Source organism: Corynebacterium aurimucosum, from assembly GCF_046895345.1.
Classification (GTDB): domain Bacteria; phylum Actinomycetota; class Actinomycetes; order Mycobacteriales; family Mycobacteriaceae; genus Corynebacterium; species Corynebacterium aurimucosum_G.
In genome coordinates, this window is record NZ_CP160096.1 from 516,577 (window position 1) to 538,063 (window position 21,487).

General features: G+C 62.5%; 21 protein-coding genes and 1 riboswitch. Of the genes, 13 read left to right on the forward strand and 8 right to left on the reverse strand.

What is annotated here, in order from left to right; all coding sequences use genetic code 11:
• Position 1: 1 nt before the first annotated feature.
• Together ABZS45_RS02555 and ABZS45_RS02560 are read left to right on the forward strand one after the other, a co-directional pair.
• The gene (locus tag ABZS45_RS02555) at positions 2–370 is read left to right on the forward strand and encodes a hypothetical protein (RefSeq protein ID WP_412100555.1); all 369 of its coding nucleotides are present in this window, start codon (positions 2–4) and stop codon (positions 368–370) included.
• A 40-nt stretch (positions 371–410) separates the two neighbouring features.
• The gene (locus tag ABZS45_RS02560; protein ID WP_395419815.1) at positions 411–2,702 is read left to right on the forward strand and encodes a Tex family protein; all 2,292 of its coding nucleotides are present in this window, start codon (positions 411–413) and stop codon (positions 2,700–2,702) included.
• A gap of 258 nt (positions 2,703–2,960) precedes the next feature.
• Here the strand turns inward: ABZS45_RS02560 and ABZS45_RS02565 are convergent, their stop codons facing one another.
• Positions 2,961–4,100 (reverse strand): HNH endonuclease signature motif containing protein, encoded by a 1,140-nt coding sequence (locus tag ABZS45_RS02565; protein WP_412100556.1) that lies wholly within the window; start codon positions 4,098–4,100, stop codon positions 2,961–2,963.
• A 327-nt stretch (positions 4,101–4,427) separates the two neighbouring features.
• Here ABZS45_RS02565 and ABZS45_RS02570 point away from each other — a divergent pair, with 327 nt between their 5' ends.
• On the forward strand, positions 4,428–6,593 hold the full coding sequence (locus ABZS45_RS02570; protein WP_412100557.1) for a YhgE/Pip family protein: 2,166 nt from the start codon (positions 4,428–4,430) through the stop codon (positions 6,591–6,593).
• On the opposite strand, the gene ABZS45_RS02575 is transcribed toward ABZS45_RS02570, so the two are convergent.
• From ABZS45_RS02575 to thiC, 6 genes are all read right to left on the reverse strand, one after another.
• Entirely contained in the window at positions 6,590–7,648 is a 1,059-nt protein-coding gene (locus ABZS45_RS02575) for a ThiF family adenylyltransferase (RefSeq protein ID WP_412100558.1), read from the reverse strand. The two genes, ABZS45_RS02570 and ABZS45_RS02575, sit on opposite strands and share 4 nt — an antisense overlap.
• A gap of 35 nt (positions 7,649–7,683) precedes the next feature.
• Positions 7,684–8,463, reverse strand: coding sequence for a thiazole synthase (locus tag ABZS45_RS02580; protein ID WP_412100559.1), 780 nt, complete (start codon positions 8,461–8,463; stop codon positions 7,684–7,686).
• Positions 8,464–8,661 carry a sulfur carrier protein ThiS gene (thiS, locus tag ABZS45_RS02585; protein WP_070445530.1) on the reverse strand — a complete coding sequence of 66 codons (198 nt, stop codon included), beginning with the start codon at positions 8,659–8,661 and terminating at the stop codon, positions 8,464–8,466. It abuts the gene before it with no gap.
• Positions 8,658–9,803 carry a glycine oxidase ThiO gene (gene thiO, locus ABZS45_RS02590; protein ID WP_412100560.1) on the reverse strand — a complete coding sequence of 382 codons (1,146 nt, stop codon included), beginning with the start codon at positions 9,801–9,803 and terminating at the stop codon, positions 8,658–8,660. Before thiO ends, thiS begins: the two co-directional genes overlap by 4 nt.
• Positions 9,800–10,450 (reverse strand): thiamine phosphate synthase, encoded by a 651-nt coding sequence (locus ABZS45_RS02595; protein ID WP_412100561.1) that lies wholly within the window; start codon positions 10,448–10,450, stop codon positions 9,800–9,802. The genes thiO and ABZS45_RS02595 overlap by 4 nt, the downstream gene beginning before the upstream one ends.
• Positions 10,443–12,245, reverse strand: a complete 1,803-nt coding sequence (gene thiC, locus ABZS45_RS02600; protein WP_070445541.1) for a phosphomethylpyrimidine synthase ThiC — start codon at positions 12,243–12,245, stop codon at positions 10,443–10,445. The genes ABZS45_RS02595 and thiC overlap by 8 nt, the downstream gene beginning before the upstream one ends.
• Positions 12,241–12,355: riboswitch (TPP riboswitch) on the reverse strand. Its footprint overlaps the gene before it by 5 nt.
• Before the next feature lie 173 nt (positions 12,356–12,528).
• Between thiC and rplS the strand changes: the two genes are divergently transcribed.
• The 9 genes from rplS (at position 12,529) to ABZS45_RS02645 (ending at position 19,781) form a co-directional block, all read left to right on the forward strand.
• Positions 12,529–12,873, forward strand: coding sequence for a 50S ribosomal protein L19 (gene rplS, locus ABZS45_RS02605; protein ID WP_010190405.1), 345 nt, complete (start codon positions 12,529–12,531; stop codon positions 12,871–12,873).
• A gap of 234 nt (positions 12,874–13,107) precedes the next feature.
• Positions 13,108–13,803, forward strand: coding sequence for a signal peptidase I (lepB, locus tag ABZS45_RS02610; protein WP_236659254.1), 696 nt, complete (start codon positions 13,108–13,110; stop codon positions 13,801–13,803).
• A complete protein-coding gene (gene lepB, locus ABZS45_RS02615; RefSeq protein ID WP_070520044.1) occupies positions 13,781–14,482 on the forward strand; it encodes a signal peptidase I in 702 nt (233 codons plus the stop codon). The genes lepB (ABZS45_RS02610) and lepB (ABZS45_RS02615) overlap by 23 nt, the downstream gene beginning before the upstream one ends.
• Positions 14,483–14,487: 5 nt before the next feature.
• Complete coding sequence (locus ABZS45_RS02620; RefSeq protein ID WP_070445549.1) at positions 14,488–15,129, forward strand: ribonuclease HII; 642 nt, start codon at positions 14,488–14,490, stop codon at positions 15,127–15,129.
• Positions 15,130–15,216: 87 nt separating this feature from the next.
• A complete protein-coding gene (locus tag ABZS45_RS02625; RefSeq protein WP_005528899.1) occupies positions 15,217–15,522 on the forward strand; it encodes a DUF2469 domain-containing protein in 306 nt (101 codons plus the stop codon).
• A gap of 209 nt (positions 15,523–15,731) precedes the next feature.
• A complete protein-coding gene (locus ABZS45_RS02630; RefSeq protein ID WP_070711420.1) occupies positions 15,732–16,169 on the forward strand; it encodes a YraN family protein in 438 nt (145 codons plus the stop codon).
• Entirely contained in the window at positions 16,156–17,679 is a 1,524-nt protein-coding gene (locus ABZS45_RS02635) for a YifB family Mg chelatase-like AAA ATPase (protein ID WP_070445555.1), read from the forward strand. Before ABZS45_RS02630 ends, ABZS45_RS02635 begins: the two co-directional genes overlap by 14 nt.
• Positions 17,676–18,854, forward strand: coding sequence for a DNA-processing protein DprA (dprA, locus tag ABZS45_RS02640; RefSeq protein ID WP_412100562.1), 1,179 nt, complete (start codon positions 17,676–17,678; stop codon positions 18,852–18,854). Before ABZS45_RS02635 ends, dprA begins: the two co-directional genes overlap by 4 nt.
• A 15-nt stretch (positions 18,855–18,869) precedes the next feature.
• Entirely contained in the window at positions 18,870–19,781 is a 912-nt protein-coding gene (locus ABZS45_RS02645; protein WP_070445561.1) for a tyrosine recombinase XerC, read from the forward strand.
• On the opposite strand, the gene ABZS45_RS02650 is transcribed toward ABZS45_RS02645, so the two are convergent.
• A complete protein-coding gene (locus ABZS45_RS02650; RefSeq protein ID WP_070445564.1) occupies positions 19,744–20,250 on the reverse strand; it encodes a M23 family metallopeptidase in 507 nt (168 codons plus the stop codon). The genes ABZS45_RS02645 and ABZS45_RS02650 overlap by 38 nt on opposite strands.
• Before the next feature lie 394 nt (positions 20,251–20,644).
• Here ABZS45_RS02650 and rpsB point away from each other — a divergent pair, with 394 nt between their 5' ends.
• Positions 20,645–21,472: a 30S ribosomal protein S2 gene (rpsB, locus tag ABZS45_RS02655; protein WP_010190382.1), complete on the forward strand. Its 828-nt coding sequence runs from the start codon at positions 20,645–20,647 to the stop codon at positions 21,470–21,472.
• The last annotated feature ends 15 nt before the right edge of the window (positions 21,473–21,487 follow it).

Sequence of the window (21,487 nt, forward strand, 5' to 3'; positions counted from 1 at the left end):
GATGGACGTGAGCACTGACTTGTCAATACTTATGACCGAAGCTGAATGGAACAAGGTCCTCGAAAATATGCCGCAGCGTTTGCGTGAAGGCGGAGTCGAGCCACAGGACATCAACGCCGAGGTCGTGTCATTTACCTGCGAACCCGACAACATTCTGGTCAACGAGTACATGGATAAGCACGGTCAGCCACTGGTGGGTGAGCACGTGTGGAGGGTCATCGTCAACGGCTCTTCAGATTTACCGCTGACGAAGGTCACCGCGGCCGTCGCGGACTGTTTGCCGCCGCACACATTGTGGTACGGGACCTCAGAGATTGGTCACACCGAGTTTGGGCTGGGCACTTCCTGCGCGTGGCAGGGCGGGGTATAGGGTGAGAAGGTCTTAAGTCCCCGACCCATAAAGAGGTTTTGTGAATATCGCAGCCACCATCGCTGGAGAGCTAGGCGTCAAAGAGCAGTTTGTCGAAGCCGCCCTCAAGCTCATGGCGGAGGGTAACACCGTTCCGTTCATCGCCCGTTACCGCAAGGAAGCCACCGGCGGGCTGGATGACTCGCAGCTGCGTATCATCGAGGAACGCTCGACCTACCTGCGGGAACTGGAGGAGCGCAAGGAAACGGTGCTCGCCGCCATTGAGGAGCAGGGCAAGCTGACCGACGAGTTGCGTGCCCTCATTCAAGGCTGCGAAACCAAGGCGCGCCTAGAGGATCTGTACCTGCCGTATAAGAAGCGCCGCAAAACCAAGGCGGATATCGCGCGCGAGGCAGGACTTGAGCCGCTGACGGACAAACTCATTGAGAATCCTTCGGCGGATCCGGCCGAGCTGGCAGGGGAGTACCTCACTGAAGGCTTCGAGGAAGCGAAGAAAGCCCTCGAGGGTGCTCGCGCTATCTTGGTGGACCGTTTTGCACTGGACGCGGACCTCGTCGGCGAAGTGCGCGAGCGCATGTACACCAGCGGTTCCATGAATGCCGGTGTGGTGGAAGGCAAGGAAACCGAGGGCGCGAAGTTCAAGGACTACTTCGAGTTCTCTGAGCCTTTCGACAAGCTTCCCTCGCACCGCATCCTGGCGCTGTTGCGTGGTGAGAACGAAGGCGTGCTGCAGCTCAACCTCGATGCCGGCGATGACGCCATGTATGAGGGCATGATTGCGGAGCGCTTCGACTTGGACGTTGCCACCTCACGCTGGCTTGCCGACGCCGTCCACTGGGGCTGGCGCACCAAACTCTCCATCTCCTCGGGCCTCGACGTGCGCATGCGTCTCAAGGAGAAGGCCGAGGAAGGAGCGCTCAAGGTCTTCGCTACCAACTTGCGCGATGTTCTGCTGGCCGCCCCGGCGGGCCAGCGCGCGACGCTGGGCTTGGACCCGGGTTACCGTAATGGCGTCAAGTGCGCGGTCGTCGACCCGACGGGCAAGGTCCTTGCCACCACCATCGTCTACCCGCACCAGCCGCAGCAGAAGTGGGCTGAGGCGGTGAGGGAGTTGGCGTCGTTAAGCGCGGCTCATTCGGTGGACCTCATGGCGATTGGTAATGGCACCGCTTCGCGTGAGACGGAGAAGCTCGCCGGTGAAGTCGCGGACCTCATCGCGCAGGCGGGTGGGAAGCGGCCGAACCCGGTCGTGGTCTCGGAAGCCGGTGCATCGGTGTATTCGGCTTCGCAGCTGGCGGCCGATGAGTTCCCCGACATGGACGTCTCCCTGCGCGGCGCGGTGTCCATCGCGCGCCGCCTGCAGGACCCGCTGGCGGAGCTGGTGAAGATTGACCCGAAGGCCATCGGCGTGGGGCAGTATCAGCACGATGTCAACCAGGTCGCGCTCGCCCGCACCCTCGATGGTGTGGTGGAGGATGCCGTGAATGGCGTCGGCGTGGACCTTAATACCGCCTCGGCTCCGTTGCTGGAGCGCGTGGCCGGAGTGAACTCCACGATTGCGGCCAACATCGTGGCCTATCGCGATGAGAATGGCACGTTTGCTTCACGCAAGGAGCTGAAGAAGGTGCCGCGCTTGGGGCCGAAGGCCTTCGAACAGGCGGCTGGCTTCTTGCGCATCAATGGAGGTAAGGACCCGCTCGATGCCTCGGCCGTGCACCCGGAGGCCTACCCGGTGGTGGCGCGCATCGCGGAGAAGACCGGGCTGGGGGTTTCGGAGCTCATCGGCAATTCGCGCGTGTTGACGAAGCTGTCGCCGGCGGACTTTGCTGACGATACCTTCGGTGTGCCGACGGTGACGGATATCATTGCGGAGCTGGACAAACCTGGCCGCGACCCGCGCCCAGAATTCAAGACGGCTACCTTCAAGGAAGGCGTAGACAAGGTCTCGGACTTGAAACCGGGCATGATTCTGGAGGGCACCGTGACCAACGTTGCGGCCTTTGGTGCCTTCATCGACGTTGGCGTGCACCAGGACGGGCTTGTGCATGTGTCCGCGATGAGCCACAAGTTCGTCTCTGACCCGCATGATGTGGTCCGTTCGGGCCAAGTGGTGAAGGTCAAGGTCATGGAGGTCGACGTGGAGCGCCAGCGCATTGGTTTGTCGCTGCGGCTTGACGACGAACCCGGCCAGCCCGCCCCCAAGCGCCGCAACGGCGGCGGGCGTTCCGAGGGGCGAGGCGGCCGTTCCGGCCGGCGCAACGGAGGGCGTGGCCGCGCGGACCGCGGCGGCGGTGGCTCGATGGCCGATGCCCTCAAGAAAGCCGGCTTTTAAAGCTCATCTAGTCACGCGCCACAAACCCCTGACCGTTCAAACGGTTGGGAGTTTGTGAGTTTTTCGGCGGGCTGTTCTGCACGGACGGTGCATTGGACACGCCCGTGGGATGGAGCGATCGCCAAAGACGCGGAGGGCCTCAAGAAATCTGAGGTTTCCGCGTGGCGCAGGGCTGAGTCCGCCGTGTTAAGAGGACATTCCGTGCTGGTGGGGAGCCGGTTCGGGGTGTGGACGTGTGCGGCTAAGCTGCCGCGAAGACTATCCGGGCGGCGACACAGTGCTGGGTGGTGATGGGTGTGGGTCCGGCGGATCGGGTGGTTGGCCTGGAGGAGTGCGCGTCGGGCTCGTGGCCTGCCGGTTTATGGCTTCTTGGTAGGCCGGCTGCCCGGTAATCGGTGTTCCCCAGGGCGGGATATAGTCAACGGTTCCTCTCAGCCGAAAGACATAGCCTCGGCCGGTTGGGCTGGTGGGGTCATCGTCGTTAATACCGTTGTGATAAGCGCACAACATGGTCAGGTTGGGCGGGTTGGTTTCTCCGCCCGCTTGCCAAGGGATGATGTGGTGGACCTGGCAGTAGTCCGCCGGTTTATTGCAGTCTTCGATCGCGCAGGTGGGGTGCTCCGCGCTGGCCATGATGCGTTGCTCGAGGCTGGCAAAGCGCGAAAGACGGTGCAGCCACACCGGGCCGATAGTGGGGTGGACCAGTGTGGCGTAGCCAGTTTCGGCGAACTTGTAGGTGAGAAACTCCGCGCCGCTCATGCGCCCGCCGTTGGTGAGCTCGAGTTCGATGTCATCGCCGTCATGACGGACGATTTTGTCGAGCTCATCGAGTGTTATCACGACGTTCGTTCCCACCGCCGGCCGAGACCCCACACCTTCTTTAAAGAAGACCTGACGGGTGGCGTCCAGGAGGTCAGTGGGGTTAATGGACTCCAGCGTGCTGCGCATGGTGGAGATGTTCAGCGCGGAGTCGGTAACCGTGAGCGAGTACGGGCCGTTCTTGCGGTAGGTAAGGCGCACCCCAGGCGACGGCACGCGTTTCGGTTTGAGTTCTTTCAAACGTTCCGCCGCCACTGAAGGAATCCGTTCTGAAGGTGTGGATGCAAGTGTGACGCGCATATTCCAGACGTCGAGTTGCTTCTTCAGTTTGGCGGCGTAGGACTCAATGAGGCTTAGTGTGGCCAGGTCGTGGCCTTGGCGTCGGGCTGCTTGGCGGGCGGTGCGCTGCTTGCCGGTGAAGCGGGTATCGCCGAAATAGATGGCATGAAGTGACGCCAGCTCTGCCGCATCGCCGCGTGAGGCGCCCAGCGCGCGCAAGCTTTCGGGTGTGCTGGTTGCTGCTTCCACCAGCGCAATCCCCGAGTTACGAAGGCGGATGTAGGTCTCAATATCCCCCATGGGCACAGAGCCTAAAACAGGCCTTAAGGCCTCGCAACCGGAGGGGGAAACGCCCTGTTCATGTGCCTTGTAACTCGGAGCTCACACGGGAGTAACTAGCACCCACACGGCCAAACGCAGTCACCAGGTCGTAATTCGGAGCTCACGCGGGAGTAACGGCATGGGGTGCAATGACACGAATAGCGATAAGTTTACAGAGCCAACATATTAGGTGGTATGTTTGGTGAAACAAATGAACTAGTGGTCCCGCTTATCGTTGTACTTCCTCTGAAAGTCCTGGGCAGAAGGCTATAAGCGGGCCAGAGCTAAAACCATGAGGAGGCGGGAATGCGCCGTGAGACGGAAGAAAGCCGGAAGAATGCTTCTTCGCCTGGCAAGGCAGCTAAGGGGAGCGCAGCAGGCCACGACAGTGAGGCGATGGGGTGGCACCGCGTCCTCGATTGGCGCCCCACGAGTACCTTGTCGCGCGTGCTCATCGTTTTCCTTCTCGTAGCACCCATCGTCATCGCGGGCACCATGATGTGGGCCATGTGGGACCCCTCTAAGTACATGCGCAACATTGATTTGGCGGTGGTGAATGAGGACGCGGGCGTCGAGAAGCAGGGCACCTACACTAACTACGGCGATCAGGTCGTGGAAGGCCTAATGGAGACGCAGTATCTGAATTTCGCCGAAGTCAGCAAGGGCGACGGGGATGAGGGGCTCCTCAAGGGCAAGTACCTCATGGTCGTGACCATCCCGAAGAACTTCTCGGAGCAGGCCGTCACCATCATCAGCGATAAACCAGTGAAACCGGAGATTCATTTCGCCACGAATGACTACTATGGCACGAACGGCTCGGTGATTTCTTCCAGCCTCATCCCGCAGGTGCAGACCAGCGTGGAGAATGCGATTTCCAAGAAATACGCCGACCAGGTTATTGAGGGGCTGAATAAACTCAGCGATGGTCTGGGAGCCGCGGCCGAGGGCGCAGGTCGGCTCGATGAGGGTGCAGGCAAGCTGCAGGAAGGCGGCGGGCGCGCGGTCGAGGGAATCGCCAAGCTGGACGCCGGCGCGGGCGATCTCAACAACGGTACGGGCCAGCTGCTGGACGGCACGAACCGCCTGAATGACGGAGTAGGGCGCTTGAGCGATGGTGCCGCGCAGCTCGATGATGGCGCCGCCCAGCTTGCCGACGGTTCCGACAAGCTCCTTGCCGGCACCGGCCGCCTAGCGGATGGTGCGGGCCAGATCGATGGCGGCGTCAACCAACTGACGGGCATGCTTATCCCGGTGCTCAAGCAGGCGCAGGCCGTAGCCCCGGCGCTGCTGCAGCTTGTCGACGTCCTCCGCGGCCTCGGCATGCACCAGCAAGCCGACCAACTCTATTCCCTGGTCTCGAAGCTGGACCCGGCCGCCAGCGGAAATATGGTGGCGCAACTGGAAAAACTCTCTGACGGCACCGGCCAGCTCTACTACAACCTGTCCGATCCCAACTCGGAGTATCTCGGCGGCATGATGGCTCTCAATGACGGCGCGCACCGCTTGTCCGATGGCTCGCAGCAGTTACGGGCAGGCGTCGGCGAGCTTAGCAACGGCGCTGCCCAGCTGCAGGACGGTGCTTCCCGCCTGCACGAGGGAACCGGCACGCTGAAGGACGGCACGAGCCAGCTGGCCGCCGGTGGCACGGAGCTGAAGGATGGCATGGACCAGCTCAAGGCGGGCTCCAATGAGTTGGCAACCAAGCTTGCCGACGGTGCCGCCAAAGCCCCCTCCATTAGCCAGCCGGATACGTCCGCACAGAACATGGCCGTGCCCATCAACTTCACCTCCTCCAACCTTCACCCTGTACAGACGGTGGTCAGCCCGGTTGACCCGACCGAGAAGAACATCACGGGCGGCGCCTCTTTGCTCTTCGTTCTGGTCTTCGGCTTCCTCGTCATGCTGCTTCTGGCGATGACGCTGCCGTATTACCTGGGCCGCCGCGGCGAGGCAGTTACGAGCCCGGTACGTGGCATCCTCGCGGCCTTCGGCGTGGTGGCGGGCCTGAACTTCCTGGTCTTGGCGTTCATGGGGCTGATGTCCTCCACCATGGGCTGGAGTCCTGCCAGCTGGCCGATGATGTTGCTCGTCATCGCCGCCATCGCGGCCGTGGGTGCGGCGACCTACCAGTTCTTCCTCGTAACCTTCGGCCGCAAGATTGGTGCCGTCTTCGCCGTCGGTGCTTTTGCCCTAGGCGTCATGGTCTTCGGCGGCGTGTGGCCGGTGGCGGCCATTCCGCGCCCGCTGAGTTTGCTGCATCCTTTCCACCCGATGTCTTATGCGAAAAACGCCTTTACCCGCGCTACCGACGGCATCCACGATGGGACGTTCTGGGCCGGTATCGCGGTGCTGTTCATCGTGACCGCTCTGGCACTGGTGGCTTCCTGCGTGATTTTCCGGGCTCGTCACCACGGCACGGCGCGCATCCTCGACGAGCATCTCTTCCGCACGCCGGCGGTGGCTGGTGCCTAGAAATCGTGTGCTGCGAGCCCACCGGGCAGGTTGCGCAATTCGATGCCCATGTCCGCGGCGAGATCGGCGTAGCGCAGGACAAAGCCAGCACTGCGCCCACCGGAGGCGCAGGCCACGTAGACCAGTTCGGATGCGCAGGCGGATAGTGCTCGGCGCACGGAATCATCATCGGTGACGGTATGCCAGGGCAGTGTCACCGCGGCATAAGGAAAGTTGGGCTCCTCGGAGATATCGAGGAGGGCAGCGCGGCCGGTGACAAGCTCCGGCGGCGGGGTGTGCCGGCCAGGTAGGGCAGTAACGAGGGGGCGGTCGGGATCGGCGCCCACCCGCAGTGTGCGGAAGCTACCGGGGAGCGCGTCGTAGGAGGTTACGCGCCCGACCATGTCCCGATGACCTGGGAGTGCGCCGAGTATGGCGACCGCCGCGGTGGCCATGAGCCCCGCGATGACCGATGTCGTAGCCCCCAGGACCCCCGCTGTGGAGCACTCGAGAGCCTCGCCACTAGGCGGGGCGGGGAAGAGATCGCGAAAGCCCACCCCGCGCCCGTCAGCACATGCATTCCCGGAGTGCCACAGCGCGGCTTGCCCGCCGTAGCGCAGCACGGTTCCCCAGGCCAGTGGGGTAGAGGTGAGCTCGCAGGCATCAGCGACGAGATACTTCGTATCGAAGGTATCTGAGCCGTCGAGGACGAGGTCGGCCTCGGAACACAGGTCGAGGACGGTGGAGGAGCCGAGGCGTTCTTTAAGCGCGGTGATGGTGAGCTCGGGGGCAAGCTCGCGGGCGCGCGCGGCGGCTACCTCGGCCTTGGGCTTGCCGAGGTCCCCTACACCAAACAGCACCTGCCTGTGCAGGTTGCTGATATCGACGGTATCGGAATCAATAATCGTGATTCGCCCGATGCCAGCCGCCGCCAGCTGCTGGAGGGCCGGGCAGCCCAGCCCACCGGCGCCCACGACGAGCACGTGCGCGGCATTGAGGCGCTCCTGGGCCGCGTCACCGAATCCGGGGAGAAGGCGTTGGCGCGCGGTGCGGGCGAGTTCATCTTTGCTGAGCATAGGTCCCTTGTGCGGCGGCGATCAATGCCACAGGTCTAGAGAACGTGGTCGGCCCAGGAGGCTAGGCCCTCGAAGGTGGAGGATGCCTGGGCGTGTTCGCGCTGCGGAATGCGCCCTGCACTCCGGGCTAGGCGGCCGGCTTCGACGGCGTGGCGCATGGCGGTGGCCATGGCCTCGGGATCCTGGCAGCGGTTGACCGCGCTGGCGAGAAGCACGCCGGAGCAGCCCAGCTCCATGGCGAGGGTGGCATCGGAGGCGGTGCCGATGCCGGCGTCGACAAGCACGGGCACCGAGGCACGTGAGCAGATGAGCTCGAGGTTGTGGGGATTGAGGATTCCCAGACCAGTGCCGATGGGGGCTCCGAGAGGCATGACGGCTGCCGCTCCGGCGTCTTCGAGGCGCTGGGCGGCTACGGGATCGTCGCTGGTGTAGGCCAGGACGGTGAACCCTTCGGCGCTCAGCAGCTCGGTGGCGTCGAGGGTTTCCACGACATCGGGCAGCAGCGTATGTTCGTCGGCGATGACCTCGACCTTGACCCAGGAGGTCCCCAGCGCCTCGCGGGCCATGCGGGCGGTGAGCACGGCCTCGCGCGCGGTGCGACACCCGGCGGTGTTGGGGAGTAGGGCGATGTCCAACCGGCGCAGCAGATCGAAGACACTCTCACCATCACGGGTACCAGCGTGGCGGCGCATGGCCACGGTAGTCAGCTCGGTTCCGGAGGCGACGAGCGCGCGCTCCAGGGCGTCGTGGCTCGTGGCCCCACCGGTGCCCATGATGAGGTGGGAAGAAAAGGTGGTCTCGGCGATGGTGAGCATTTAACCTCCTTGGACTGCGGTGAGGATTTCCACGGTTGCGCCTTCAGTGAGTGGGGTGGACTCCCACTGCGAGCGGGGTACGACTTGTTCGGACACGGCCACGGCGGTGCCGTCGGCGGCGATGTTCTGCTCGTCCAACAATTCGGTGATGGTCGTCGCTGAGGTGTCAGTGGGCTGGCCGTTGAGGATGAGGATCATGGCTGCTCCTTGAGGTGACGTAGAGGATCACAAGCGGTGAGATCGATGCTGGATTCGGTGCCTTCGATGAGCTCGCGTGTACAGCGCGCGGCCAGGGCCGTGAGCAGAATGCCGTGGCGGAAATAGCCGGTGGAGATGACGAGCTTGTCGCTGACGCGGCCGAGGTACGGCAAATCGTCTGGCGTGCCGGGGCGGGCACCCGCGCTGGCCTCGAGGAATTCGCACTCTTCGACGGCGGGCAGCACACGGATGGCGTCGCGAAGCAGCGCGTAGACACCGCCGGCCTGGGCCGTGGCAAGAGGATCCTCGCGGGTTGTAGCGCCAACCGCCAAGGTGCCGTCGCCGCGGGGGATGAGGTAGATGGGGCGGTCCTCCACGAAGCCGCGCACCACGCGGGTGAGCAGAGGCTGGAGCTCGTCCGGTACGCGCAGGCGCAGGATATCGCCGTATACCGGGCGCAGGTGTAGCGGAGATTCTTCGAGCCCGGCTGATGCAGCCCACTCGATGTCGCGTGCTCCCAGGCCTGCAGCGAGTACCACCTGTTCAGCTTCGAACTCGCCGACGGCCGTGGTGACCATGCCCGTGTCAGCATTGATCGACTGTGCTGCCGTGCGGAAGAAACGCACACCGAGTGCTTGGGCTGCGCTGAGCAGTGCAGCTGTCCACTGGCGGGGGAAAACCTGCGTGTCACCCGGAATACTCACCGCAGCAGCCAGACGTGGCGAGAGCAAAGGTTCGGCGCGCCGGGCTTCGCGCACGGTGATGCGCTCGACCTCCATGCCGTGGAGGGATTGATAGTCAGCCAGCTCGGTGAGGTGCTGAGCATCCGCACGGTCAGCGGCGACGACGAGGGTACCTTCGGCGCGGTAGCCAGTTGGGACCTCGGTGTGCTGAGCCACGAGATCGATAAGCTTCGGGTACCACGCGCCGGAGGCACGCATCAGCGGGAAGAGTGGATCCTGTTGGTAGACCACCTCCGCGGCGGGGGCGAGCATGCCCCCGGCATAGTGCGAAGCCCCAGAGGCCGGTGCCGGGTCCAAGACAGTGACCTTAAAGCCCCGCGCGGCCAACTCCACGGCGGTGGCCAGACCGATGACGCCCGCGCCGACGACGATGACTGAAGAATCAGAGCTAGTACTCATCGCGCACCTTCGTCAAAACCGGACAGCAGCGCGCGGCAATAAGCTTCTGGGTCCTCGGCATTCATGATGCCGCGCACGACGGCTAGTCCGGCCACACCAGTTGCCGCAAGATCGGCTGCATCCTCAGCGGTGACATCCCCGATGGCTACGAGTGGCACGCGGGAGAGCTTCATCAATTCCGGGTAGGCGTGAAGTCCTAAAGGCGTGCGGCCGGAGTCCTTCGTCGGAGTCGCGCGGAACGGGCCGCAACCGATGTAGTCAATGACATCTGCGGCGTCATTGGCGGCCTCGACCAATTCGCGGGTGCCGGTGGTCAGACCGATAATCGCGTCCGGACCCAACAACGCGCGGGCAGCGGCGACGGGTAGATCATCTTGGCCGACATGCACGCCATGCACCGGCTCGCCGGCGTGGCGTAGGGCGGCGGCGACGTCTACGCGGTCGTCGATAAGCACGCGTGTTTCTGGGTTAGCCTTCGCCACCGCGCGGGCCACGTCGCGGCCTAAATAGAAAAGGTCGCGGGCAGAAATTGGCTTGGAGCGCACCTGCACGACCCCGGCACCGCCTCGCGCTGCTGCCGCAGCGATGCGCACGATCTCCGCAGGCGTGCCCGCGCCCGTGACGAAGTAGCAGCGAAGATCAGGCATGCGCGGTTTCTTCCTCCTGATAGAGCTGCGAACCTTGGGCCTTGAACTCTTCCGACATCTGTTTCTCACCGGCACGGGCAGCTGCCACGACCTCCGGATCAACGGCGTCCTTACCCGGAAAACTTGGCATACCAAGGGAGTCGGAGAAGGTATCCCGGATGTCCTGGCTGATGCGCATAGAGCAGAACTTCGGGCCGCACATGGAACAGAAGTGGGCGGTCTTCGCCGGCTCCGCAGGCAGGGTCTCATCGTGGTAGGCCTGCGCGGTGTCTGGGTCGAGGGAGAGCGCGAACTGGTCGTGCCAGCGGAATTCGAAGCGGGCCTTACTCATCGCATCATCCCAAGCGCGCGCACCTGGGTGGCCCTTGGCCACGTCGGCTGCATGGGCCGCAAGCTTGTAGGTAATCACGCCGGTCTTCACATCATCGCGGTTGGGAAGCCCCAAGTGTTCCTTCGGCGTGACGTAGCACAGCATGGCCGTACCACCCATGGCGATGTGTGCCGCACCAATGGCGGAGGTGATGTGGTCATAGCCCGGTGCGATATCCGTAACCAGCGGGCCCAGCGTGTAGAAGGGAGCATCCGAGGCCCAGTCCTGCTCGAGCTCGTTGTTTTCCTGAATCATGTTGAGCGGGACGTGTCCTGGGCCTTCCACCATGACCTGGACGTCATACTCCCAGGCGCGCCGGGTGAGCTCACCGATGGTTTTGAGTTCAGCGAATTGGGCGGTGTCGTTAGCATCCGCCAAGGAGCCGGGGCGCAGACCATCGCCGAGGGAGAAAGCGACGTCGTAGCGCGCGAAAATCTCACAGAGTTCGTCGAAGTTCTCGTAGAGGAAGGACTCCTTGTGGTGCGCCAGGCACCAGCCTGCCATGATGGAGCCGCCGCGGGAAACAATGCCGGTGACGCGGTTCGTGGTCAGCGGCACGTAGGGCAAAAGCACGCCGGCGTGCACGGTCATGTAGTCCACGCCCTGCTCGCACTGTTCGATGACGGTATCGCGGAAAATCTCCCATGTCAGGTCTTCCGCGACACCATTGACCTTCTCCAGCGCCTGGTAGATGGGCACGGTGCCGATAGGAACCGGAGAGTTGCGCAGGATCCACTCGCGGGTGGTGTGGATGTCGTCACCGGTGGAGAGGTCCATGACGGTATCCGCGCCCCAGCGGGTGGCCCAGCGTAGCTTGGATACCTCCTCGGCGATGGAGGAGGTCACCGCGGAGTTGCCAATATTGGCGTTGATTTTGGTGAGGAACTTCCGACCGATGATCATCGGCTCCGACTCGGGGTGGTTGACGTTATTAGGCAGGATGGCGCGGCCACGGGCGATTTCGGAGCGCACGAACTCTGGGTCGCAGTGCTCGCGTAGGGCCACGAACTCCATCTCCTTGGTGATGATGCCCTGGCGTGCATAGTGCATCTGGGTAACGCGCTTGCCTTCCTTAGAACGCAGCGGTTGGCGACGCTCCCCCTTCCACTCCTGGGAAGCCGCACCGCGGCGCTCGGCCGAGCGGCCATCGTCAGCGAGGTTGCGTGCGCGGCCCTCATATTCCTCAACGTCCCCGCGCTCCGCAATCCATTCGGCGCGCAGTGCCGGCAGACCGACTTCGGGCTCACACTCCGGGCCACGTGTGCGGTAGATACGGAAGGGCTCATTGGGGCCGGTAGGGGAATCATCCAGCTGGATCTCGGTCTCCGGTACCTCCAGGCCATTCTCCCGGATGGGGGAGTAGGAGTGCTTGGGGTGGATCTCGCCGGAGTTGGTGGACTGGATGGGGTTATGGGTAGCCGTCATGGCTGCTCCTCTCTTCCTTCGCTGGTGCTAACCAGACAGGTTCGAACGGTGCAGGCGCGGTATCAGCGCCACTCTCAGCCCACTTCCCGTGGGCACCCGTGGGGTATCAGTGCGCCACCCACCTTAGAGCCAGCAATGAGGAGATGTCAGGCGTTTGACGGAATTTGTTCTTCCGGGGTGGGGTGTGGAAAGATAACGATGTTCTGTGTAATAGGCACGAACCGGTCAGCTGCCGCGAGGCGGCGCTAGGGTCCTCTGTCTTAAACTGAAAAGGAAAACACCAATGGCAAACCTCATTGACAAGGTTGATGCAGCTTCGCTGCGCGACGATATCCCGTCCTTCCGCCCGGGCGATACCCTTGACGTCAACGTCAAGGTCATCGAGGGCACCACCGAGCGTACCCAGCTCTTCAAGGGTGTCTGCATCCGTCGTCAGGGCGACGGCATCCGCGAAACCTTCACCGTGCGTAAGGTCTCCTTCGGTATCGGCGTTGAGCGTACCTTCCCGGTTCACTCCCCGAACATTGCCTCCATCGAGGTAGTCCGCCGCGGCCGTGTCCGCCGCGCCAAGCTGTACTACCTGCGCGACCTGCGCGGCAAGAAGGCCCGCATCAAGGAGCGCCGCTAATTTACAGCGCATCACAGCCCTTCGCCTTTATCCTCACCGCGAGGAAAGGCGGAGGGCTTTCCTTTTGCCTTCTCCTTTTAGCGTGCGCCGCGCGGGGCCACAAGGTCCGTGAGGGCAAGACACATTGCTAGGATTTAGCCCGTGGAAAAAGAAAACGACATTACTGAAAGTTCCCAGGGGGTTGGGAGAGAGGCGTCGGAAAGCGCGGCGCCCCCAGCTGAAGAAAAGAAGCAGATGCCCTGGTTGCTGGAGACTGCCCTCGTAGTGGTCTCCGTGCTCGCAGTCGTCGGCATTTTCCAGAACTTTGTAGGCCGGCAGTACGTGATCCCCTCCGGCTCCATGGAGCCGACATTGCATGGTTGCGAAGGCTGCAATAACGACCGGATCTTTACCGAAAAGGTTTCCTACTACGGCGATAAGAGCCCGGAACCCGGTGATGTCGTGGTATTCAAGGGCACCCCGGACTGGGATAGCAACTGGGTGTCCCCGCGTTCCGATAACCCAGTGATCCACCGCATTCAGGATGCCCTGAGCTATGTGTCGCTCACCCCGCCCGATGAGAACACTCTGGTCAAGCGCGTTGTTGCCACCGGTGGCCAGACGGTGTCCTGCCAAGAAGGGGATCCGGCAGTCATGGTGGACGGCAAGCCCATTGAACAGGATTATGTGCAGGATCCACCGACCTATCGCGTTGATGAAACCACCGGTTCCTATGCCTGCGGCGGCGCGTACTTTGGCCCCGTGACCGTGCCGGAGGGCAATATCTGGGTGATGGGAGATAATCGCACGGCCTCCGCGGACTCGCGCTATCACATGCAGGATGAGTACCAAGGAACAATCCCCCTGGAGAATGTTCGCGGCAAGGTCATGTTCATCTTCTTCCCCTTCAACCGTATTGGTGGAGTCGATGACCCGGACATCCAGTCCTAGAGTTCGCGATGTTCTTTCGGCGCTGGCTGTCACCTTCGTGGCGCTGGCGTTGATTCAGGCCTTCGTGGGAAGGCTGTATCTCATCCCGTCTTCTTCCATGGAGCCCACCCTGCATGGCTGCCCGGGGTGTACGAATGACCGCATCGCGGTGCAGAAGGTGAGCTATTACTTCAGCGATCCGCGCCCGGGAGAGGTTGTGGTCTTTGCCGGTCCGGAATCGTGGAACACGTCTTTTGAGGTCAAGCGTTCCCACAATGTGTTTCTCCGCGGCATCCAAAATATGGCGGCTGTTGTGGGGCTGGCTCCCAACGGCGATAACATTCTGGTCAAACGGGTCATTGCCACCGGGGGTCAGACCGTGTCGTGCCAGGAGGGCGATCCGGCCGTCATGGTGGACGGCCAACCCACCAACCAGGACTTTGTCCTCGATCCGCCGGAGATACCTGTCGATGAGCGGGTGGGATCGCAGGCCTGTGGCGGCGCGTACTTTGGGCCCGTCACCGTTCCCGAGGGGCACCTGTGGGTGATGGGGGACAACCGCACAAACTCTTTGGATTCGCGCGCGCACCTAGGCGATAAGCTCCAGGGCACCGTTCCAGTGGAGAACGTGCGCGGGAAGGTCGCTGCCGTGGTGGTTCCGATTAGCCGTGCGCACACTATCGAGGACATGCCCCTCTAACCGCTATGCGCCGTCTAAAACAGAAGAGAACCTATGAGGTCGCGCTCTCCAAAGCAGGGTTGGGGCCTGTTGCCGGGGTGGATGAAGCTGGGCGCGGAGCTTGCTGCGGGCCAATAACTATCGCCGCGTGTATTTTGCCGGATCGTATCCTGCCCGGCTTGGAGCGGCTTGATGATTCGAAGAAGCTCACGCCGGCGGCCCGGGAAAAGTTGGAGCCGGTGATCAAACGCCGTGCGCTGGCCTGGTCAGTGGTGCACATAGGCGCGAAGGATATCGATGCCTTTGGCATTCAGCATGCCAACCTGTCAGGAATGCGCCGTGCGGTGGCGCAGCTGGGGATCCGCCCGGGCTATGTGCTGAGCGACGCCCTCTTCGTCCCCGGCCTGCCCACCCCGCAGCTGCCGATCATCGCCGGCGATACCGCCGCACGTTGCATCGCTGCGGCTAGTGTTTTGGCCAAAGTTTCCCGGGACCGTCTCATGGTGGATGTGGCGAAGCACTACCCAGGCTATGCTCTGGAAACCCATAAGGGCTATGGCACAGCTGTGCATCAGGATGCCATCGCCCAGCTGGGGGCGACGCCTGAGCACCGTATGAGCTATCGCAATGTTGCTGAAGCTCATGCACGATTCCTCGCGCGCGCCTGAAGGCTTAGGCAGCAAGTGCGAACTAAGCTTGTGCTCAATCTGTGACACCGTGATCCCGGGTAATTGTGAGCGAAGGAGAAGCACACCGTGAGCGCTGAGGAACTCGATAACTACGAGGCTGAAGTCGAGCTGTCGCTGTACCGCGAATATCGCGATGTGGTCAGCCAATTCTCCTATGTGGTAGAAACCGAACGCAGGTTTTACCTGGCCAATGCGGTGGAGCTCATCCCGCATACCTCCGGCCCGGATGTCTACTACGAGGTCCGCATGTCGGATGCCTGGGTGTGGGACATGTACCGCTCGGCGCGCTTTGTGCGCTATGTCCGTGTGATCACTTACAAGGACGTCAATATTGAGGAGCTGGACAAGCCGGACTTTGTTCTCCCTGAATAGAGTTCTAGGTAAAGGAGTGCGGGGAAACGCTATCGAGGTGACCCCGGACTAGTTATCCACAGATTTGCGGTGGCGAGGGAAGAAGCCCTCGCCACCGGACTGTTGTGTGGGGTGTTCTGGAAGTGCCGTAAGGGGTGTGCGGCACGGGGATTTTCTTGTGTCGTGCTTACGGCGTGTTGTGTACACGTTCAATTCCAAGGAGCACCATAGTGACAAGAAATCTAGCAGCCTCTCTGCATTCGCCGACCGTGGGGCAGACCATTCGCCCCGCGGATGCACTAGGAAAAGCAGGGGAGAAATTCGCTGCTGACTTTTACCGCGCACGCGGGGCGCAGGTTATCGCCGCAAACGTTCACTACCGCGTGGGCGAGCTCGATCTCGTTGTGCGCGAGAGCGATGGGACCATTGTCTTTTGCGAAGTTAAGACTCGGGCTACCCGCAACTTTGGAGTCGCGGAGGCGGTAACCCCACGCAAGCTAAAGCGCCTGCGCAAAGCAGCCGCGCAGTGGCTGAGTACTGCGCGGAGTGAAAACCAGACATTAAGCAAGCTTCGTTTTGACGTGCTTGGACTCGTGGCCACCGGGGCACACTCTGGGGAAGCCTTCGAAGTGGAATATTTCCAGGGAGTTGATCATGGCTCTCGGTAGATGCGACACGATAGCGCTAGATGGAGTCCTGGCCCGGGTGGTCACAGTGGAGGCCAACGTTGGCCCCGGACTTCCCGGAGTTCACGTTGTGGGCCTGGGGGATGCAGCGATCTCCGAGTCGCGAGACCGCATCCGCACCGCGGTGAGCAATTCGCATTTGTCATGGCCTAAGACGAAGGTCGTGGTGTCCATGTCACCGGCGTCGCTGCCTAAAGCCGGGGCTCACTTTGACCTCCCGATGGCCTTGGCAATCTTAGCGGCCGGGCAGAGTGAGAAGAGTCGGCTCAGCGGGGCGCTCGTCCTCGGCGAGCTGGGATTGGACGGGCACGTGCGCCCAGTTTCTGGCATCATCCCGGCGATCCTGGCCGCACGCTCGCAAGGCTATGACACCCTCATCATTCCTGTGGGAAATGCGGCCGAGGCGGCATTGGTGCCCGGAATGACAGTCCTCGTGGCCGAAACCCTGTGGGATGCTTTTGCCTGGGCGTGCGGGAGGGATTGTCTGCCGGATGCACATCTCATCGCACACGCGGCAGCGCCTGCCCGCGAACAGGTCGCAGACTTCAGCGAAGTCGCTGGCCAGAAAGAAGCCAAGTGGGCGGCGGAAGTCGCTGCCGCCGGCGGTCACCACGTGATGATGGTGGGACCGCCCGGCTCTGGAAAGTCGATGATTGCCTCGCGCTTGCCGGGCATTCTGCCGCGCTTGAGCATGGAGCAGGCGGTAGAAGCCACAGCCATCCACTCGGTGGCCGGGGACGTTGGTACCGCCGTTTCTCGCGCTCCCTTCATCGCACCGCATGCTTCGGTAACAAGGGCCGCGCTGATCGGTGGCGGCTCGGGGCGCCCGCGGCCAGGCGCGGTGAGCCTAGCCCACCATGGTGTGCTCTTCCTCGATGAAGTCAGTGAGGTTCCAGCGCAGGTTCTCGATAGCCTGCGCGCCCCTTTAGAAGAAGGACAGGTGCGCCTGACGCGAGCGAGCAGAGAAGTCATCTTCCCCGCACAATTCCAACTGGTACTAGCCGCGAACCCCTGCCGGTGTGGTGCCGAAGAACCAGCGCGCTGCGAGTGCCGTGCGGCAGACAGAATGAATTATCTGTCGAACCTTTCAGGGCCGCTGCGGGACCGCCTCGACATCATCGTGTCGCTATCGGGGCAATCCGCAGTGCTTCATGCCGAAGGGGAGGAAAGCTCAGCGGATATAGCGCAGCGCGTGGCTGCCGCCCGGGAACGGATGAAAGCGCGCTGGGAGGCTGACGGGTTGGGGAGCGTGGTCAATGGTGCCGTGTCCGCTTCCTATTTGAGGCGCCACCGCCCGGCGGCGGAGTCTGCGATGATTATGCTTGCTGCCTATCTAGCGGAAGGTGAGCTGAGCCAACGCGGAGTAGATCGGGTACTGCGTCTGGCATGGACCTTGGCAGACCTCGACGGCTCCGCACGCCCCGAGCTGGACCATGTCAGTCGGGCGTTGGATCTCCGCGGCGCCGGAACCATCGAAAGGCTGGCAGCATGAGCGAGCTCAATCTATCGAGTACCCGGCACACGTGGGCCTACCTTAACCGCGTTGTGGAGGGCCCCTCACCAACCCTCCACGGGCTGCTGAGCCAGTACCCGGCTGAGGAGATCGCCCGGGGAATCTACAAGGGCGAGGAATGGATCGGCCCCTTGCGGCAGGCGACGGCTTCGCGGCGCGATTGGCTGCGGCAAGAAGAAGACCTCGCCGCCGCGGAAGCGGTGGGGGCTCGACTGATCACACCCGCGGATGCGGAGTGGCCGGGAGAAGAGTTATCGCGAGCCTTTGGCTTCTACCACCAAGGAATGGTGGAAGCCCCAGCAACATTTGATGACCAAGCGTTTCCTCCTCACAGCCTGTGGGTCCGTGGAGGGAACCTGCGCGAAACGGTATCCCAATCGGTGGCGCTGGTGGGGACGCGTGCGGTGAGCCGATATGGCTGGGAAGCCGGCTCACTTCTGGCTAGCGGCCTTGCCTCCCACCAATGGACTGTGGTTTCCGGCGGGGCGGTGGGCGTCGATACAGCAGTCCACGAAGCCGCGCTGGATACAGGAGGCCTAACGGTAGCAGTAGCGGCCTGCGGCATCGACATTTCTTACCCAGCGCGCAATGCAAGGCTCTTTGACAGAATCGCTGAGAAGGGATGCATCGTGTCAGAGTTCGCGCCGGGCACGCGGCCGCAGCGTTTTCGCTTTCTATCTCGCAACCGCCTTGTGGCGGGGATGACGAGCGGTACCGTGGTGGTCGAAGCCGGATTCCGCTCTGGTGCGCTCAACACGTTGAACTGGGCGGAAGCGCTGGGCAGGGTTGCCATGGCAGTGCCAGGACCCATCACCACATCTGGGTCCTTGGGTTGCCATCAACGTATCCAGGATGGGCGGGCTCAGTTGGTGGCCTCTGCGGATGAAGTGCGGGGTTTGGTTGGCAAGGCGGGCGAGGTGGACGTGGCCGGCCAATATGAACTGGAGTTTCAGCCGACTGCGGTGCAGCGTCTGTCCCGCAATGAGCTTCGGGTATATGACTCCACTCCGCCGGAAAGCGCGGAGGAAGGCGCGAGCGCAGAAGATATTGCGGCGGCCGCAGGAATGCGGGTAGCGCTGACTATTCACTTGCTCGTGGCCATGCAAAAGATGGGGGTGATCACCCGCTCGGGCGCGATGTGGCAGCGCACCTGAGTACACTCGTGGGACATGAGTGGTGAAAGTGGCAGTAGCGAGCGGCACGTGGGGGGACAGCTGGAGGAAGCGATCGAGGATTTCGCAGAATACCAGCGCATCGTTCGCGGCCGCTCCGAAGCGACCGTCCGCGGCTATTGCTCTGACTTGCGCCTGTTGGCAACGGACGTCCCGGAATTCGCAGCATTTACTCTGAACTCACTGCGCGAATGGTTGGCCCACGCCGTTGCTGAAGGCAAGTCCCGCTCCACCCTGGCGCGCCGCACCGCCGCGGTGCGCGCTTTTTCCACGTGGGCCGCGCGCGAAGGCTATTTACAATCGGATGTGGCGCAGCGCCTCGCCACGCCCAAGGTGGGCAAGCACCTGCCCACCGTGATGTCACCCACCGCAGCGGGGGAGTTGATGGGCAATGCCGTCTCCACCGATGAGGTCCACTTCTTACGCGATAGCGCCATGCTTGAATTTCTCTACGCCACCGGTGTGCGTGTGGCTGAGCTCGTCGGCCTCGACGTCGGCGATATCGACCTGTCCCGCCGCACTGCCCGCGTGACCGGTAAGGGCAATAAACAGCGCGTTGTCCCTTTCGGGGATGCAGCTCATGATGCGCTCTGCGCTTGGCTGAAGACAGGGCGCCCCGAGCTTGCTGGCGATACGGAAGCGGTGTTTGTGGGCACGCGCGGCGGGCGCATCGACGCGCGTCAGGTCCGCCGCGTCGTCGAACGCGCCGCCCAAGTGACGGGGACACCGGGGTTAACCCCGCACGGTTTGCGCCACTCGGCGGCTACGCATTTGCTCGAGGGTGGAGCGGATCTGCGCATCGTGCAAGAGCTGCTTGGTCACTCGTCGCTGCAGACCACGCAGGTCTACACTCACGTCTCCGCCCAGCGCCTTAAGGACGTCTACGCTCGCTCCCACCCGCGGGCTTGAGGCGAATGACAGGTTCGCCGAGGAGATCCAGTGGGTTGATGTAGTCCTCGCGGCCCTCAATCGCTCCCCAGTGCAGCCCCGGATAGCCATCCACGGACGGCGCGAGCGTTCCGATGATGTCTCCTTCCTGCACCTGGTCACCTTTCTTAACCCGCGCAAACACCGGTTGATAGGTGGTGCGCAGACCGTTGCCATGAGCAATCGAAAGGGCCGGTTTGCCCGCTATGGCGCCGGCGAAATACACAACGCCGTCGCCAGCGGCACGCACCTTACCGCCGACGGGTAGGTCCAGATCCACACCGCGATGCCCGGCCATCCACCGCTTCTCAGGAGGTTCGAAGCCGCGCAAGACACGCGAAGCAACCGGTTCCCCAGTGGTGGGGTCGACGAAGGCGGCGGCAAGGGGGACGTCGCCAAGCGCAGCCCAGAGGCATAGCAGGGCAGATAAACAAAGTAGACGGTGACGCATGACCTCAAGCCTGCGCGTGAGCGCGGCCCGAGGGAAGAGCGTGCGGTCGACCTGTGGATAATGCGTTAAAGAAGTAACCCATGGTGCGCCAGGGGAAAGTTTCGTGTGGCTGTCAACAAATCGGCGGCGATTAAACAGTCGCGCCGTTTGGAATCAGCGCGTGTGCAGTACTAAGCTAGCCCACAGCAGTCTGTGTTTAATGCCCGGAAGGGTTCCGCATGGATTGACTACGCGCGGCGAAGTAGTCGCTTCCTGGGTTAAGGAAGGGACAGTCCGTGGTTGACGTGGTCCCCAGGATAATGGGGTGTTAGCCAGGGCCTTCGTTGCTAGGGTGCGGAATAAAACACCGCACAATCTTGCAAAACCGAAACAATATATAGAAAGCGAGCGAAACATGGCAGTCGTAACCATGCGCGAGCTCCTCGACGCTGGCGTCCACTTCGGTCACCAGACCCGTCGCTGGAACCCGAAGATGAAGCGCTTCATCTTCACCGACCGTAACGGCATCTACATCATCGACCTGCAGCAGACGCTGACCTACATCGATGAGGCCTTCGAGTTCGTCAAGGAAACCGTCGCACACGGCGGCACCATTCTCTTCGTTGGTACTAAGAAGCAGGCTCAGGAAGCCGTTGCTGAAGAGGCTTCCCGCGTTGGTATGCCGTACGTGAACCACCGCTGGCTCGGCGGTATGCTCACCAACTTCCAGACTGTCTCCAAGCGCCTGAAGCGCATGAAGGAGCTGCAGGCTATGGATGCAGCTGAGGACGGCTACAAGGGCCGCACCAAGAAGGAAGTTCTGATGCTGACCCGTGAGCGCACCAAGCTGGAGCGCGTCCTGGGCGGTATCTCCGATATGACCAAGGCTCCGTCCGCACTGTGGATTGTTGACACCAACAAGGAGCACATCGCGGTCAAGGAAGCTCAGAAGCTTAACATCCCGGTCGTTGCCATCCTGGACACCAACTGTGATCCGGATGAGGTTGACTTTCCGATTCCGGGCAACGACGACGCTATCCGCGCCACCAAGCTGCTCTCCGGCATCATCGCCACCGCTGTGGACGAGGGCAAGAAGGCCCGCGAGGAGCGCCAGCTTGCTCAGGCCAAGGAAGCTGCCGGCGACACCGCTGAGAAGGACGCCCGCGACGCTGCTGAGGCTGCCGCTGCGTCTGACCCGGCTTCCGCAGAGAAGTCTGAGGACGCCGAGAAGTCCGCAGAGTAATCTGCATACCTTAAG